This window comes from Pseudomonas sp. S2_C11, assembly GCF_054668395.1.
Window position 1 is genome coordinate 4,898,734 of sequence record NZ_CP162765.1, and the last position, 15,279, is coordinate 4,914,012.

A 15,279-nucleotide genomic window follows, 5' to 3' on the forward strand; every position below is an offset into this window, starting at 1 on the left:
TCGTGAGAGGGAATCACCCTGCGCTGGAGACTTCTTTCGGCAACCGCTGATCAATGACCTGGTACAACGCGCTGCTTTCAGGCCAGTTGCGCATGAACCGCGCGCGATCGCGGGCGTAGGCCGGGGCAAAACTGCCGACCGATGCGTGCTGACGCATCGAGTCGAGATCGATCAGCGCCCAGCGACCCGTCTGCCAGAACAGATTGTGGCCCTTGAAGTCGCCATGACTGATGCGCTCGGCGATCAATCGGGCAAACAATTGATCAAGCGCCAGCAACTCGGCTTCCGGTGCTTGGCCATTTTCCACGTACGGCGCAAAGCGCTCGATGATGTCCGGCCCGGGCAGGTATTCGGTGACCAGATAGGCACTGCGGCGCAGCCACAAGAAGCGCTTCTCCAGTACCGCCAGCGGTTTCGGCGTGGCGATGCCAAGGAACGCCAGGCGATTGCCCTCACGCCAGGAATGCCAGGCCCGACTCGGGCGCCAGAAGCGTTTGAGCCAATGGGCGAAATTCTTGATGTTGTAGCGCTTGATAACCAGAGCCCGCCCGGCTATCTCGACTTTGCCGACGCTGGCCGCGCCGCCGGTCTTGTACAGGTGCCCCTGATCAAGCAAGGCGTCAGCCTGCTCAAGCACCGGCAGCATGACCGCTTCTTCTTCACGGCGAACGGCGCGCAGGGCAAATGCGCCGCGCTGCACGGCGAACAACGTGCAGTCGCGGCCAACCTTGATCAGGTAATCCCTGAGTCGCCAGTTGCGCACCTTGTCGATCTGTTTTTGCAACGCCTCCAGCGGCAACGCATGCTCGCTGTTGCTCAGCAGGTAATACACCAGCAGTTCTTCGGTGAACGGTTCGAGTGATTTTGGCAACTGGGCGAAAAACACGCCGAGATTTTCCAGCACTTTCTGCCGGGACAAGGGCTGCCCCGCCGTTTCCGCACGAACGCCGGCGCCATCGATCAGGTACAACTGACCGCCGTGGCGCAGCAGATTGTCCAGATGCAAGTCTTCCTGCCAGAGCCCTTTGCCGTGCAGCCGACCGATAGCATCCAGTGCTTCGGCCAGAACAGCGGTCTGCTCATCGGCCAGCGCCGGCAGAGACTCGACCTCGGCCCAGGCATCACCGAGGCTCTCGGAACCCTCGAGAAATTCGAACAGCAGCCAGCCACCCTCGCCGTCCTTCAGCCCATCGGCCAATAACAGCGGAGTGGTCATACCCTGCGCAGCGAGCAAGCGCACGCCTTGCAGCTCACGCTGAAAATGCCGCGCAGCTTTGCTGCCGACCAATAACTTGGCCAGCACCGGCCGACCGCGCCAGACACCTGCGCCAACGTAACGCTGCCCGGGCAACACCCGCAGCAGACTCAGCAACTGCAAATCCGCCGCACCGGCGGCGTCCGCCAGGGTAACGGTCAGTGGCAGTGTGGGTGCGCGCCCGGAGCGGGCCAGCTCGGACAATTGCATCAACGGGTCTCCTTGTGGCTGCGCCGCGCTGTCAGTCGGGTCAGCCAGCTGTCGAGCAACGAGCTGTCAGTCGGCTGGTCGAGATAAGCCGCAAGCAATTGGCGCAAGTCGGCCTCGCTCCACTGCGGCGCGCGACGTTGCAACGGTTCCAGATCCTTGACCCGATCACGCATGCCGAACAGCAGCGGCCGGGTTTTCTCCAGATCGATCAGTTGCGCCTCATAGCCGTCGCCGGTGGCGCGCAGGAAAATATGTTTGGGATAGAAACAGCCATGCACCTGACGCGCGCCGTGCAGCCGCCGCGCCAACAGCCCGCAAGCGGTGAGAACGGCCGAATGCTGCGCGGCACTGAGCTGCGTCCAGCGCGCCAGCAACGAATCCAGGTCGCTCCAGCCATCCAGGGCGCGGGTGAGCAGAATGGCGCGCACTTCCCCGGCGACCTTGCGCTCACCGAAAAATGCCGCCTGCAATGCCGGAATGCCCAGCTTGCGATAACGGCTGATGTTGCGAAATTCGCGGGCAATGCTCGGTTCGCCAAACGGCGCCTGCAAGGTCCGCGTCAGGTAATTGCTCTGTCGCTTGAGGTAATAGCCCTGGCCTTCAAGATCCAGGCGGAACACGCTGCTCCAGCCGCCACCGGCAGTGTTGGGCTCATCCACAGCTTCAAGCTGTTTTGCCCACAGTGCGTCGAAATTGCCGAGACCGTGGCGCTCCAGCAGTGCGCGGTCCTGTTCGGCAAGAAAATCAGTCATTCGCGCCCCTCAAAAAATCTCACCACGTGGCGAATCCGTTTCTTGTCGGCTACATCGAGCCGATCACACTGGCGATACTGCTTGTAGAAGCGCAGGCGCTGGGTGTTGGACAGGTGATATTTGGCCAGTTTGTCGAGACAGGCGAGGTCCTTGGTGATCCGGTACTTGAGCCAGAAGCCACGCCAGAATTCGCCGTTGGGGCAGTCGATGAGGAAAATGCGCGCCTGATCGTCGATCAGCAGGTTGCGCCATTTCAAATCGTTATGCGTAAACCGATGGTCGTGCATGGTCCGGGTGTAACCGGCCAATTGCTGGCTGACACCGTCGACCCAGGCGCGATCCTTGAGCCTGGGATCCTTGCGCTCGGCCAGCGCCGAGAGGTCTTCGGTATTGGGCAGTTCACGGGTGATCATCGCGCCCCGATCGTAGGCCGCGCCCCGCCGCTCCAGCCCCCAGGCCACCACCTCGGCAGTGGGGATGCCCCACTTGGCGAAGCGCTTGAGGTTCTGCCATTCCATTTTTACGCGCGGCTTGCCGAGGTAACGGCGCAGGCCCTTACCGGCGCCGACGTAGCGTTTGACGTAATAATTGACGCCGTCGCGCTGCACCCGAACCACCTCCGACAGCGGATCGCGGGTCAGGCGTTCGCCCTGCAAGGCAAATACGGCTTCGAGGCTGCCGAAATCTTCGGCGAGTTCGCCGTACTGCGGCTCAAGTGTCCAACCCGCCATCAGAGCGCATCCCCGTAACGCTGTTTACGCTCGTAGAGCTTGTCGGCCTTGCCTTGCAGCCAGCTCAGCAATGGCGCTTCTTCTGCCAGAATCTGCCGCAGCGGTTGCTGGAAATAGCCTTTGAGGAAACGCAGTTTGTCGCGGCGGGTCAGGCCGATGTCCAGCGCCGAGAAGTACAGCGCCGCCAGATCCTTGTTGCGCCAGCGCTGAGTGATCTTTGCGCGGGTCTGGGCTCGATGCAGGTCAATCACCGAGAGTTTGAAATCCTGCGGTGTGACCGGTTTGTCGGTGTGCAGCAGAAAATGGCAAATGTAGCAGTCACGGTGATTGACCCCGGCGCGGTGCATCATCCCGGTCATCCGCGCGACTTCGGCAATCAGCGCGCGCTTGAGTGTTGGCTCCGGCGGCTGCTTGACCCAGTCAATGCTGAAGTCTTCGAGGCTGATGGTCGGCGCGAGTTCTTCGGTGACGATGAACGAATGCTGATCCGCCGGGTTGCTGCCTTTCTCGCCGTAGGCGACGGCAGTCATGGTCGGCACGCCGGCTTCCTGCAGACGCTGAATGGCTTTCCACTCCTGACCCGCGCCGAGCACCGGCAGCTTGGCGGTCAGCAGGTTCTTGAAGATCTCGCCCCAGCCGATGCCACGGTGGATTTTCACAAAAAACCCGTTGCCGTCGACTTCCGTGCGCAATGTCCGGCGCGCTTCCAGCTCGCGGTACACCTCGCCCTGCAAGCCTTCGACTTCGGCGAACGGGTCGCGTCCGGCCCAAAGGCTTTTGAACGGTTCAGCCAGCATCAACTTCATTAAGCGTGCTCCGCCAGAATCACATCCGCCGCGTGCTGCGGCATGCTGTAGAGGTCGGCCGTCTCGGCGAAGGCCAGACCGTTACGGCTCCAGGCCGCCCGTGCAGCGTCGTCGCTCAACATCTCGGTCAGGTATCGGGTCAGCTGCGCCTGCTCGAATGGCTCGTCCAGCACTCGCCCGGCATCGGCTTCGGCGATGTAATGGGCGTAACCGCAGACCGCACTGACCAGCACCGGCAAACCGGCCACCAGTGCTTCGAGCAGCACGGTGCCAGTGTTTTCGTTGTAGGCCGGATGGATCAACAGATCAGCGCCGAGCAGAAACCGCGGAATATCGCTGCGCCCTTTAAGGAAGGTCACATTGTCGCCCAGGCCCAGCGTCGCACTCTGCATCTGGAACAATTTGGGGTCATCCTGGCCGATTACAAACAGCCGGGTGCGTTTGCGCAATTCGCCAGGCAATCCGGCCAGCGCTTTCAGGCTGCGATCGACACCCTTGGTCTTGAAGCCGGAGCCGATCTGCACCAGCAGCAACTCGTCGTCCTTGAGATTGAATTCCGCGCGGAAACCGGCGCGAATCTCATCGGCATCCGCCGGCCGCCGACGATCCTGGGCAATGCCCGGCGGCAGCAGGTGGAAGCGCTCGAGCGGCGTGTCGTAATACTTGATGAACAGCGGCTGCTGCACTTCGGAAATCATCAGCACTTCGGTCTTCGCGTCTTTGGCGAACACCGCGCGCTCGTACTCGGCGAAGTGGCGATAGCGACCCCAGCGGCGATAAAGCGAGTTGCGCAGATTTTGCGCCTTGTCTTCGAAGCAGCCGTCGGCGGCGTAGTAGACGTCCAGGCCCGGCATCTTGTTGAAGCCGATCAAGCGATCGACCGGACGCTTGGCCAGATCCGCTGCCATCCACGCGCTGAGCTTTTCGTTGCGACGGTGGTTGAAGAACGCTTTGACCGGCGCCACCAGCACTTCGAAACCCGGCGGCACGTCGCCTTCCCAGATCAGCGTGTAGACGCGAATCTGATGGCCGCGCTTCTGGCATTCGAGAGCGATGCGCATGAAGTCGCGCTGCAAGCCACCGAACGGGAAATATTTGTACAGGACAAATGCCAATTGCATCAGCGCAGCTCCTCAGCCATTAACAACGTGCTCAGTCGGCTGGCGACACGCTCGGGGTTCACACGCGTGAAGCACAAAGGCTGCTCGCGTTTCAGGTCAAACTGACGGGCATCCTGCGCGGTCGGTTGATAGGTACATTTTTTCTGCATGCAGGGCGCGCACGGGAAGTCGCTGGCCAGATGAATCTGCAGCTTGCCGTAGGCGCCGGTGAGGCCCGGGTTGGTCGGGCCGAACAACGAAATCGTCGGTACATCCAGCGCAGCGGCCAGATGGCCGAGCCCGGTGTCCACCGCCACGCAGGCTTGCGCGCCGGCGAGGACTTTGCCGACGCCGGCCAGATTGAGTTTCGGCAGCACTTCGGCGTGTTTGAAGCCGGCAGCGATGCGTTCGGCGCGGGCCTTTTCCTGCGGGTTGCCCCACGGCAGCTTCACGCCAACGCCGAGGTAGCCGACCCGCTCGGTCAGCTCGCGCCAGTAGATTTCCGGCCAGTGCTTGGTGTCCCAAGTGGTGCCGTGGAGGAACACCACGTAGGCGTTCTTGCGCGGCAACTCGACCAGTCGTTCAACGTTGAGGCCGTAATCGCCGAGGCCTTTGGGCAGGTCGTAACCCAAGGCAATGGCGAACAACTGGCGCACGCGTTCGACGGCGTGCTGACCACGGGCGACGGCGAGCTTGCGATCGTAGAAGCGCGCAGCCATCGGCTCGCGGGCCGAGGTTTTATCGAGGCCGGCCACCGGGGCTTTGACGTAGCGGGTCAGCCAGGCACTTTTCAGCAGGCCTTGGGCATCGATCACCAGATCGTATTTATTGGCGCGCACGCTTTGCTTGAAGCGTTTCCACTCGCCGCTGGTGATGGTTTTCCAAAGATTCTTGCGCCAGCGGCGGATCGCCACCGGAATCACTTTATCGACCGCCGGGTGCCAGCTCGGAATCTCGGCGAAGCCCTCTTCCACCACCCAGTCGAACTTGATCCCCGGGATCGCGCGTGCAGCATCGGTCAGCGCCGGCAACGCGTGAATCACGTCGCCCAGCGATGAGGTCTTGATCAACAATACCCGCAAGTTAATGAACCTCGACCACGGAGCCCTGCAACTTCTGCAAGGCATCGTTGACCGCTTCCGGCATCAACTGACGCAGGCAGTTGTAATGGCCGAACCGGCAAGTGCGATCGAAGCACGGGCTGCATTCGATGCCCAGGCGCACGATCTCGACCTGCTCAGCCAGCGGCGGGGTGAAGCCCGGCGAGGTCGAGCCGTATACCGCGACCAGCGGACGATTCAATGCCGCAGCTACGTGCATCAGGCCGGAGTCATTGGACACAACGGAATCGGCGCAGGACAGCAGGTCAATGGCCTCGGCCAGCGAGGTGCCGCCGCTGAGGTTGACCGATTCTTCGCGCAGGCCCGGGATCAAACGTGCGCGGATATCTTCACCGACCGCGTGATCGTTTTTCGAGCCGAACAGCCACACCTGCCAACCTTCGCGGATGCGCGCTTCGGCGACCTTGGCGTAATGCTCGGACGGCCAGCGCTTGGATTCGCCAAACTCGGCGCCGGGGCACAGGGCCAGGACCGGGCGATCGAGGCTCAGGCCGAACTTGACCAGTGCCGCCTCGCGGGTCACCGGGTCGATTTGCAGACTCGGGCGCGGGTACGGCTTCGGCAGCTCGGCGTTGGCTTCATAGGCCAAGGCCATGAAGCGCTCGATCATCAGCGGGTAGCGTTCTTTGTCGAGAGTGCGCACGTCGTTGAGCAGGCCATAGCGGAATTCGCCGCGCCAGCCAGTGCGTTTCGGGATGCCGGCGAAAAACGGCACCAGCGCCGACTTCAGCGAGTTGGGCAGCAGGATCGCCTGATCGTACTGACCGCGCAGAGATTTGCCGATGCGCCGGCGCGTCGCCAGTTCCAGCGCGCCATGGCCGAGCGGGAAGCTCAAGGCCTTGCGTACCTCGGGCATGCGCTCAAGGATCGGCCGGCTCCACTCGGGGGCCAGCACGTCGATTTCGCACTGTGGGTGGCGCTGCTTGAGACACTGAAACAGTGTCTGCGCCATCACCATGTCACCGACCCAACTGGGCCCAACGATCAGAATATTCATGTGGTTTCCAAAAACGAACCGGGGAGGCATTTACGCCTCCCCGCCTCGATAATCATTGTGGAAGCGGCGCTGCTGGCGATGGGTCATTTCCTTCAACATGACTGTCGACTGTCACTCCACTATCGCGAGCAGGCTCACTCCTACATTGTTTTGCATCTGTTCACATTACTGCGCTCAGCGCAGATCACTGTGGGAGCGAGCCTGCTCGCGAAGGGGCCGGCACGTTCAACATTGCTGTTGACTGACACTCCGCGTTCGCGAGCAGGCTCGCTCCCACCTTTTGAATCTCATTGTCTTCATTGGCGCTTTTTCAGCTTAGCCCCATCTCTTTCCATATCCGCAAAACCTGCCGGCGTTCGTCGGCAAACTGGTCGCCCGGTATTACCCCGGCGTCCTTCTGCAAGGCCTGCCGGTGGGCGGCGGAGCGGTAGGCTTTGTAGGCCTCGCGCAACAGACTGGCATCTTCGGCGGGCATCAGCCCTTCGTGTTCCAGCTCTTCCAGAATGCGGATGTTATCGGTCCAGCGCAGCAGCGGCGGATGGCTGTGCGACCACGCCAGGGCCGCGTATTGCACCATAAATTCAATATCGACGATACCTCCGGCGTCCTGCTTGAGGTCGAACGGCACGCCCGCGTCGAACGCATTCGCCGCCGTGCCGGCTGCGGTGCTGCGGGTACCAAGGTTGTCGCGCATCTTGGCGCGCATCTCGCTGACTTCCTGTTGCAGTTTGGCCAGATCCCGTGGTTTGCCCAATACTTGCGCACGGACTTTTTCGAAGGCCTGGCCAACATCCTGACTGCCCACCAGCACCCGCGCGCGCACCAAAGCCTGATGCTCCCACGTCCAGGCTTCATTTTCCTGATAGCGGGCGAACGCGCCGAGGGAACTCACCAGCAGCCCGGAAGCGCCGGACGGCCGCAGGCGCATATCCACTTCATACAGCTGGCCGGAGTTGGTCTGCGCTGTGAGCAGGTGAATGATCCGCTGCCCCAGGCGCGTGAAGAACTGCGCGCCGTCGATGGATTTCGGCCCGTCGGTTTCCGCCTGCGGATCGCCGTCATGGATGAACACCAGATCCAGATCGGAACCATGCCCCAATTCCAGGCCGCCGACTTTGCCATAACCGACAATGATGAAGCCGGGATCGCACAGCGTGCCGTCGGTGCGCAGCGGCGTGCCGTACTTGGCCACGGTCTGCCGCCAGGCCAGGGCCAGCACCTGTTCGAGAATCGCTTCGGCCAGCCAGGTCAGGTAATCGCTGACTTTCATCAGCGGCAGGCTGCCTGCAATTTCCGAGGCGGCGACGCGCAAGCGGTGCGCCAGTTTGAAATGGCGCAGGGCTTCCATTTGCTGCTCGAGGTCGTCCTCGGGAATTCGTGTCAGCCGCTCGCGCAACTCGGCCGCCAGTTCCGGCGCCAGCGGCGGCTTGAACAGCCGACCTTCGTTGAGCAATTCGTCGAGCAGCAGCGGGAAGCGCGTGATCTGCTCGGCAATCCACGGGCTCGCCGCACACAAGGTCAGCAGGCGGCGCAGCGCACCGGGGTTTTCCGTGAGCAACACCAGATACGCCGAACGCCGCGCCACCGCTTCCACCAGTGGCAGCACGCGCTCGAGCACCAGATCGGGATTGTCGTGCTCCACCGCTTGCGCGAGCAGTCGCGGAATAAAAGCATCGAGACGCTCGCGCCCCAGCCGCTGCATCGCGCGCAATTGCGGACTGCCACGCAAACCGGCCAGCGCTTTCAGCGCTTTGCCGGCATCGACGAAACCGCCCTCCTGCAACTGCCGGCACGCGGCCTCTTCGTCCTGCTCTTCCTCCCACAGCGGCAGCCATTCACCACCGACCACCACTTCGCTTTCGCCGCCCTCTTCTTCGTCGGGATCAGCGATCACCTGGGCGAAATGCCAGGCCACGCGCCCGCGCCAGTACATCAGCTGTTCGTGGAATGCCGGCCAATCGGCGAAACCCAGCATGAAGGCGATGCGCGCCTGATCCTGCGCGCTGTCCGGCAGCATCTGCGTCTGGCGGTCGGCAATCGCTTGAATGGCATGTTCGGTGTAACGCAGAAACTCGTAACCCTCGCGTAACTCACTGACCACCGCCGGCGGCAGATAGCCTTGCCCTTCCAGCGTGCTCAGCACCTTTAATAGAGGACGCTGTTGCAGGCTCAGGTCGCGGCCACCGTGGATCAATTGAAATGCCTGAGCGATGAACTCGACCTCGCGGATGCCGCCGGAGCCGAGCTTGATGTTGTCGGCCATGCCCTTGCGCCGTACTTCCTGCTGGATCAACTGCTTCATGGTGCGCAGCGCTTCGATCGCCGAGAAGTCCAGATAGCGCCGATAAACGAACGGCCGCAGCATATCGAGCAACTGCGCGCCGGCAACCTGATCGCCAGCCACCACCCGCGCCTTGATCATCGCGTAGCGTTCCCAGTCGCGGCCCTGATCCTGGTAATACTGCTCCAGCGCATTGAAGCTGAGCACCAGCGCGCCGGACGATCCGTATGGGCGCAGGCGCATGTCGACGCGAAACACGAAGCCGTCGACGGTCATCGGATCGAGCGCCTTGATCAGACGCTGGCCGAGGCGGATGAAGAATTCCTGATTATCCAGCGAGCGTTTCACGCCGACGGTTTCGCCGCCTTCGGGGTAGGCGAAGATCAGGTCGATGTCGGAAGACAGATTCAGCTCGACCGCGCCGAGTTTGCCCATGCCAAGGATGACCATCTGCTGCGGCTCACCGCTGCGCCGGCCGGTGGGTGTGCCGAATTGCTCGCAATGGCGGCTGTACAACCATTGATAGGCTTGATCGATGGTGGCGTCGGCCATGTCCGATAGATCACGGCAGGTCTGCACCAGATCGGCCTGACGGGTCAGGTCGCGCCAGATGATCCGCACCTGATGCCGTGCACGCTGGCGGCGCAAGGCGCGGCCGAGTTCGTCTTCGCTCTGCGCGCAGTTCACGGCGGCGGCGATCTGTGCGCACAGTTCGCCAGGCGCGAACGCCCGATCAAGTTCGCCGGACGCCACCAGCGACAGCAACATCAAAGGGTCACGAATGCTCTGTTCAATGACAAATTCGCTGGCGGCGCTGACGCGGGCGAATTGCGCCCAGCGCTCCGGCGTCCAGTTCGACAGGCCGTGATCGTCTTCAAGGGCGGCGACGGACGTACGGAACGACTGCTCGGATCGGCTGACCAACGGCAGGAGAATGGCGGGCAGTTCGGCAAGCACGGGCAGGGTCATGGTCTATCCTTGATCGGCGTAATAAGGGCCGCTTGTAGTGAATGATGAAAACCCGCTACGTGAAGGACTGTCGAACAAAAGTTAGAAATAGCTGAAATTTCTTCTTCTTTGGCATCCAGCATCAAACTTTCACCTTATTCGGATGGAAATCGACCCGCCTTAACGATTATTCTCACAACGCAGTCGGAGGCCACAAGCCTTTCATCTGTAGTTTTACTACTCGTCTATACATTCGAAAGGCTGAAATGCCGGAAGATTTGTAGTAAAACTACACGCCGCCGGAACAACCTGTCGGCAATCCAAGAATTTTAAATCGTCTGCCCACAAGGCCAGTCGCAAACTCAGGCAACCGATTCTGGAAGCCTTTCCGCCCTGGAGCAAGCCATGCAAGACCTCGATCCCGTCGAAACCCAGGAATGGCTGGACGCCCTGGAATCGGTTCTCGACAAAGAAGGCGAAGACCGTGCTCACTATCTGATGACCCGTATGGGCGAACTCGCGACCCGCAGCGGCTCGCAGCTCCCTTACGCGATCACCACGCCTTACCGCAACACGATCCCCGTTACCCACGAAGCACGCATGCCTGGCGACCTGTTCATGGAACGCCGCATTCGCTCGCTGGTACGCTGGAACGCGATGGCCATGGTAATGCGCACGAACCTGCGAGATTCGGACCTGGGTGGTCACATCTCCAGCTTCGCTTCCAGTGCGACCCTGTATGACATCGGCTTCAACTATTTCTTCCAGGCCCCGACCGACGAACATGGCGGCGACCTGATCTACTTCCAGGGCCACACCTCGCCAGGCGTTTACGCCCGCGCATTCATGGAAGGCCGCATCACCGAAGACCAGATGAACAACTTCCGTCAGGAAGTCGATGGTCAAGGCCTGTCGTCCTATCCGCACCCTTGGCTGATGCCTGACTTCTGGCAGTTCCCGACCGTATCGATGGGTCTGGGTCCGATCCAGGCGATCTACCAGGCGCGCTTCATGAAGTACCTGGAGCACCGCGGTTTCATCCAGCCGGGCAAACAGAAAGTCTGGTGTTTCCTGGGCGACGGCGAGTGCGACGAGCCGGAATCCCTGGGCGCGATCTCCCTGGCCGGCCGCGAGAAGCTGGACAACCTGATCTTCGTCATCAACTGCAACCTGCAGCGCCTCGACGGCCCGGTTCGCGGCAACGGCAAGATCATCCAGGAACTCGAAGGCGTGTTCCGTGGTGCGCAGTGGAACGTGACCAAAGTCATCTGGGGCCGTTTCTGGGACCCGCTGCTGGCCAAAGACGTCGACGGCATCCTGCAACGCCGCATGGACGAAGTCATCGACGGCGAATACCAGAACTACAAAGCCAAAGACGGCGCGTTCGTTCGCGAGCATTTCTTCAACACGCCTGAACTCAAGGCGATGGTTGCCGATCTGTCCGACGACGAGATCTGGAAACTCAACCGTGGCGGCCACGACCCGTACAAGGTCTACGCGGCGTACCACGAAGCGGTCAACCACAAGGAACAACCGACCGTCATCCTCGCCAAGACCATCAAGGGTTATGGCACCGGTGCCGGCGAAGCGAAAAACACTGCGCACAACACCAAGAAAGTCGACGTCGACAGCCTGAAGCTGTTCCGCGACCGCTTCGACATCCCGGTCAAGGACGAAGAACTGGAGAACCTGCCGTTCTTCAAACCAGAGCCAAACAGCGCCGAAGCCCGCTACCTCGCCGAGCGTCGTGCCGCACTGGGCGGTTTCGTGCCACAGCGCCGCGCGCAGAGCTTCAGCGTACCGACTCCGGATCTGGACACTCTGAAAGCCATCCTCGATGGCTCGGGCGACCGTGAAATTTCCACCACCATGGCTTTCGTGCGGATCCTCGCGCAACTGGTCAAGGACAAGGAAATCGGCCCGCGCATCGTCCCGATCATCCCGGACGAAGCCCGTACCTTCGGTATGGAAGGCATGTTCCGTCAGCTGGGTATCTACTCCTCCGTCGGCCAGCTCTACGAGCCAGTCGATAAAGACCAGGTGATGTTCTACAAGGAAGACCAGAAAGGTCAGATCCTTGAAGAAGGCATCAACGAAGCAGGCGCCATGAGCTCGTTCATCGCTGCCGGTACTTCGTACTCCAGTCACAACCAGCCGATGCTGCCGTTCTACATCTTCTACTCGATGTTCGGCTTCCAGCGTATCGGCGACCTGGCCTGGGCCGCTGGTGACAGCCGTACCCGTGGTTTCCTGATCGGCGGCACCGCCGGGCGTACCACCCTGAACGGTGAAGGTCTGCAGCACGAAGACGGTCACAGCCACCTGCTGGCCGCGACCATCCCGAACTGCCGCACCTACGATCCGACCTACGGCTACGAGCTGGCGGTGATCATTCAGGACGGCATGAAGAAGATGACCGAAGAGCAACAGGACATCTTCTACTACATCACCGTGATGAACGAGTCGTACCAGCAGCCAGCCATGCCGGCCGGTGCCGAAGAAGGCATCAAGAAAGGCATGTACCTGCTCGAGGAAGACACCCGCGATGCGGCGCACCACGTTCAACTGATGGGCTCCGGCACCATCCTGCGTGAAGTGCGTGAAGCGGCGAAGATCCTGCGTGAAGAGTTCAACGTCGGCGCCGACGTGTGGAGCGTTACCAGCTTCAACGAACTGCGTCGCGACGGCCTGGCCGTAGAGCGCAGCAACCGTCTCAAGCCTGGTCAGAAGCCTAAGCTGAGCTACGTCGAAGAGTGCCTGAACGGCCGTAAAGGTCCGGTCATTGCTTCTACCGACTACATGAAGCTGTTCGCCGAGCAGATCCGTCAGTGGGTACCGTCCAAGGAATTCAAAGTCCTGGGCACCGACGGTTTCGGCCGCAGCGACAGCCGCAAGAAACTGCGTCATTTCTTCGAAGTCGACCGTCATTTCGTGGTGTTGGCAGCCCTGGAAGCACTGGCTGACCGTGGTGATATCGAACCTAAGGTTGTGGCCGAAGCCATCGCCAAGTTCGGCATCGACCCGGAAAAACGCAACCCACTGGACTGCTGAGGAGACATTTTGTGAGCGAACTCATTCGCGTACCTGACATCGGCAGCGGTGAAGGTGAAGTAATTGAACTGTTTGTGAAGGTCGGCGACCGCATCGAAGCCGACCAGAGCATCCTGACCCTGGAATCGGACAAGGCCAGCATGGAAGTGCCGGCCCCGAAAGCCGGCGTCATCAAGAGCCTGAAAGTGAAGCTGGGCGACCGTCTGAAAGAAGGCGACGAACTGCTTGAGCTGGAAGTCGAGGGCGCTGCCGAAGCGGCCCCTGCTCCTGCCGCTGCTCCTGCCAAAGCCGAAGAGAAACCGGCTGCGACACCTGCTGCTGCCGCGCCTGCCGCTGCTCCTGCTGCCGCTTCGGTACAGCAAGTGCACGTGCCGGACATCGGTTCGTCGGGCAAGGCACAGATCATCGAGATTCAGGTCAAGGTCGGCGACAGCGTCGAAGCTGATCAATCGCTGATCACTCTGGAATCCGACAAGGCGAGCATGGAAATCCCGTCGCCTGCCGCTGGCGTGGTCAAGGCCATCAGCGTCAAGCTCAACGACGAAGTCGGCACTGGCGACCTGATTCTGGATCTGGAAGTGGCGGGTGCTGCGGCCCCTGCGGCTGCCGCTCCGGCCCAGGCTGCTGCACCGGCCGCTGCCGCTGCGCCTGCTCCGGCAGCCGCGCCAGCAGCACCGGTTGCCGACAGCGTTCAGGACATCCACGTTCCGGACATCGGCTCGGCTGGCAAAGCCAAGATCATCGAAGTGTTGGTCAAGGCGGGCGATACCGTTGAAGCCGACCAGTCGCTGATCACCCTGGAATCCGACAAGGCAAGCATGGAAATCCCATCACCTGCCGCTGGCGTGGTGGAAAGCGTTTCCATCAAGCTGGATGACGAAGTCGGTACCGGCGATCTGATCCTCAAGCTGAAAGTCAAAGGCGCGGCCCCTGCTGCTGCCCCGGCTCCAGCTGCCGCAGCTCCGAGCGCTCCGGCACCTGCCGCTGCTGCTCCGGCTGCCGCTGCACCTGCTGCCGCCGCTCCAGCCGCCGCACCGGCCAAGCCGGGCGCGAAAGTTCACGCCGGCCCTGCCGTGCGTCAACTGGCCCGTGAGTTCGGCGTCGAGCTGAGCGCTGTTGGCGCCAGCGGTCCGCACGGTCGCATCCTCAAGGAAGACGTGCAGGTTTACGTCAAGGCGATGATGCAGAAGGCCAAGGAAGCGCCGGCCGCTGCCGGCGGCGCTACCGGTGGTGCGGGCATTCCGCCGATTCCGGTGGTCGATTTCAGCCGTTTCGGCGAAATCGAAGAAGTGCCGATGACCCGACTGATGCAGGTCGGCGCCGCCAACCTGCACCGCAGCTGGCTGAACGTGCCACACGTGACGCAATTCGACTCGGCGGACATCACCGAGCTGGAAGCTTTCCGTGTTGCGCAGAAAGCCGTGGCCGAGAAGGCTGGCGTCAAGCTGACCATCCTGCCGCTGCTGCTCAAGACCTGCGCGCACTTGCTCAAGGAGCTGCCGGACTTCAACAGTTCGCTGGCGCCAAGCGGCAAGGCGATCATCCGCAAGAAATACGTGAACATCGGCTTCGCCGTCGACACTCCGGATGGCCTGTTGGTGCCGGTCATCAAGAACGTCGACCAGAAGAGCCTGCTGCAATTGGCAGCCGAAGCGGCTTCGCTGGCTGAAAAAGCGCGCACCAAGAAGCTGTCCTCGGACGAGATGCAGGGTGCCTGCTTCACCATTTCCAGCCTCGGTCATATTGGCGGCACCGGCTTCACGCCGATCGTCAACGCGCCGGAAGTGGCGATCCTCGGTGTTTCCAAGGCAACCATCCAGCCAGTCTGGGACGGCAAAGCCTTCCAGCCGAAGCTGATGCTGCCACTGTCGCTGTCCTACGATCACCGCGTGATCAACGGCGCTGCAGCGGCACGCTTTACTCAGCGTCTGGGCAGTCTGTTGGGCGACATCCGCACCATCCTGCTGTAACCCAAACGGCCCTCCGGCGACGGAGGGCCGCTTGCTGCACCCTTTCGAGCGCCACAC

General features: G+C 61.6%; 11 protein-coding genes. 2 read left to right on the forward strand and 9 right to left on the reverse strand.

The window, feature by feature from the left end; genetic code table 11:
• Positions 1-13 precede the first annotated feature (13 nt).
• From AB4N48_RS22075 to AB4N48_RS22115, 9 genes are all read right to left on the reverse strand, one after another.
• Positions 14-1,465 (reverse strand): lipopolysaccharide kinase InaA family protein, encoded by a 1,452-nt coding sequence (locus AB4N48_RS22075; protein ID WP_460094324.1) that lies wholly within the window; start codon positions 1,463-1,465, stop codon positions 14-16.
• Positions 1,465-2,217: a lipopolysaccharide kinase InaA family protein gene (locus tag AB4N48_RS22080; protein ID WP_460094325.1), complete on the reverse strand. Its 753-nt coding sequence runs from the start codon at positions 2,215-2,217 to the stop codon at positions 1,465-1,467. Before AB4N48_RS22080 ends, AB4N48_RS22075 begins: the two co-directional genes overlap by 1 nt.
• Positions 2,214-2,948: a lipopolysaccharide kinase InaA family protein gene (locus AB4N48_RS22085; protein ID WP_041477623.1), complete on the reverse strand. Its 735-nt coding sequence runs from the start codon at positions 2,946-2,948 to the stop codon at positions 2,214-2,216. Before AB4N48_RS22085 ends, AB4N48_RS22080 begins: the two co-directional genes overlap by 4 nt.
• Complete coding sequence (gene rfaP / locus AB4N48_RS22090; protein ID WP_056787471.1) at positions 2,948-3,754, reverse strand: lipopolysaccharide core heptose(I) kinase RfaP; 807 nt, start codon at positions 3,752-3,754, stop codon at positions 2,948-2,950. The genes AB4N48_RS22085 and rfaP overlap by 1 nt, the downstream gene beginning before the upstream one ends.
• Positions 3,754-4,875 (reverse strand): glycosyltransferase family 4 protein, encoded by a 1,122-nt coding sequence (locus AB4N48_RS22095; RefSeq protein ID WP_460094326.1) that lies wholly within the window; start codon positions 4,873-4,875, stop codon positions 3,754-3,756. Before AB4N48_RS22095 ends, rfaP begins: the two co-directional genes overlap by 1 nt.
• Positions 4,875-5,936: a lipopolysaccharide heptosyltransferase RfaC gene (gene rfaC / locus AB4N48_RS22100; RefSeq protein WP_095180991.1), complete on the reverse strand. Its 1,062-nt coding sequence runs from the start codon at positions 5,934-5,936 to the stop codon at positions 4,875-4,877. The genes AB4N48_RS22095 and rfaC overlap by 1 nt, the downstream gene beginning before the upstream one ends.
• 1 nt (position 5,937) lies before the next feature.
• Entirely contained in the window at positions 5,938-6,972 is a 1,035-nt protein-coding gene (gene waaF / locus AB4N48_RS22105; RefSeq protein WP_236168154.1) for a lipopolysaccharide heptosyltransferase II, read from the reverse strand.
• Between the two features lie 310 nt (positions 6,973-7,282).
• Positions 7,283-10,222, reverse strand: coding sequence for a bifunctional [glutamate--ammonia ligase]-adenylyl-L-tyrosine phosphorylase/[glutamate--ammonia-ligase] adenylyltransferase (gene glnE / locus AB4N48_RS22110; RefSeq protein ID WP_460094327.1), 2,940 nt, complete (start codon positions 10,220-10,222; stop codon positions 7,283-7,285).
• Positions 10,219-10,344, reverse strand: coding sequence for a hypothetical protein (locus AB4N48_RS22115; protein WP_256584330.1), 126 nt, complete (start codon positions 10,342-10,344; stop codon positions 10,219-10,221). Before AB4N48_RS22115 ends, glnE begins: the two co-directional genes overlap by 4 nt.
• 262 nt (positions 10,345-10,606) lie before the next feature.
• Between AB4N48_RS22115 and aceE the strand changes: the two genes are divergently transcribed.
• Both aceE and aceF read left to right on the forward strand, forming a co-directional pair.
• Positions 10,607-13,252, forward strand: a complete 2,646-nt coding sequence (aceE, locus tag AB4N48_RS22120; RefSeq protein WP_101156503.1) for a pyruvate dehydrogenase (acetyl-transferring), homodimeric type — start codon at positions 10,607-10,609, stop codon at positions 13,250-13,252.
• Between the two features lie 11 nt (positions 13,253-13,263).
• Positions 13,264-15,222 carry a dihydrolipoyllysine-residue acetyltransferase gene (gene aceF / locus AB4N48_RS22125; protein WP_056787460.1) on the forward strand — a complete coding sequence of 653 codons (1,959 nt, stop codon included), beginning with the start codon at positions 13,264-13,266 and terminating at the stop codon, positions 15,220-15,222.
• The last annotated feature ends 57 nt before the right edge of the window (positions 15,223-15,279 follow it).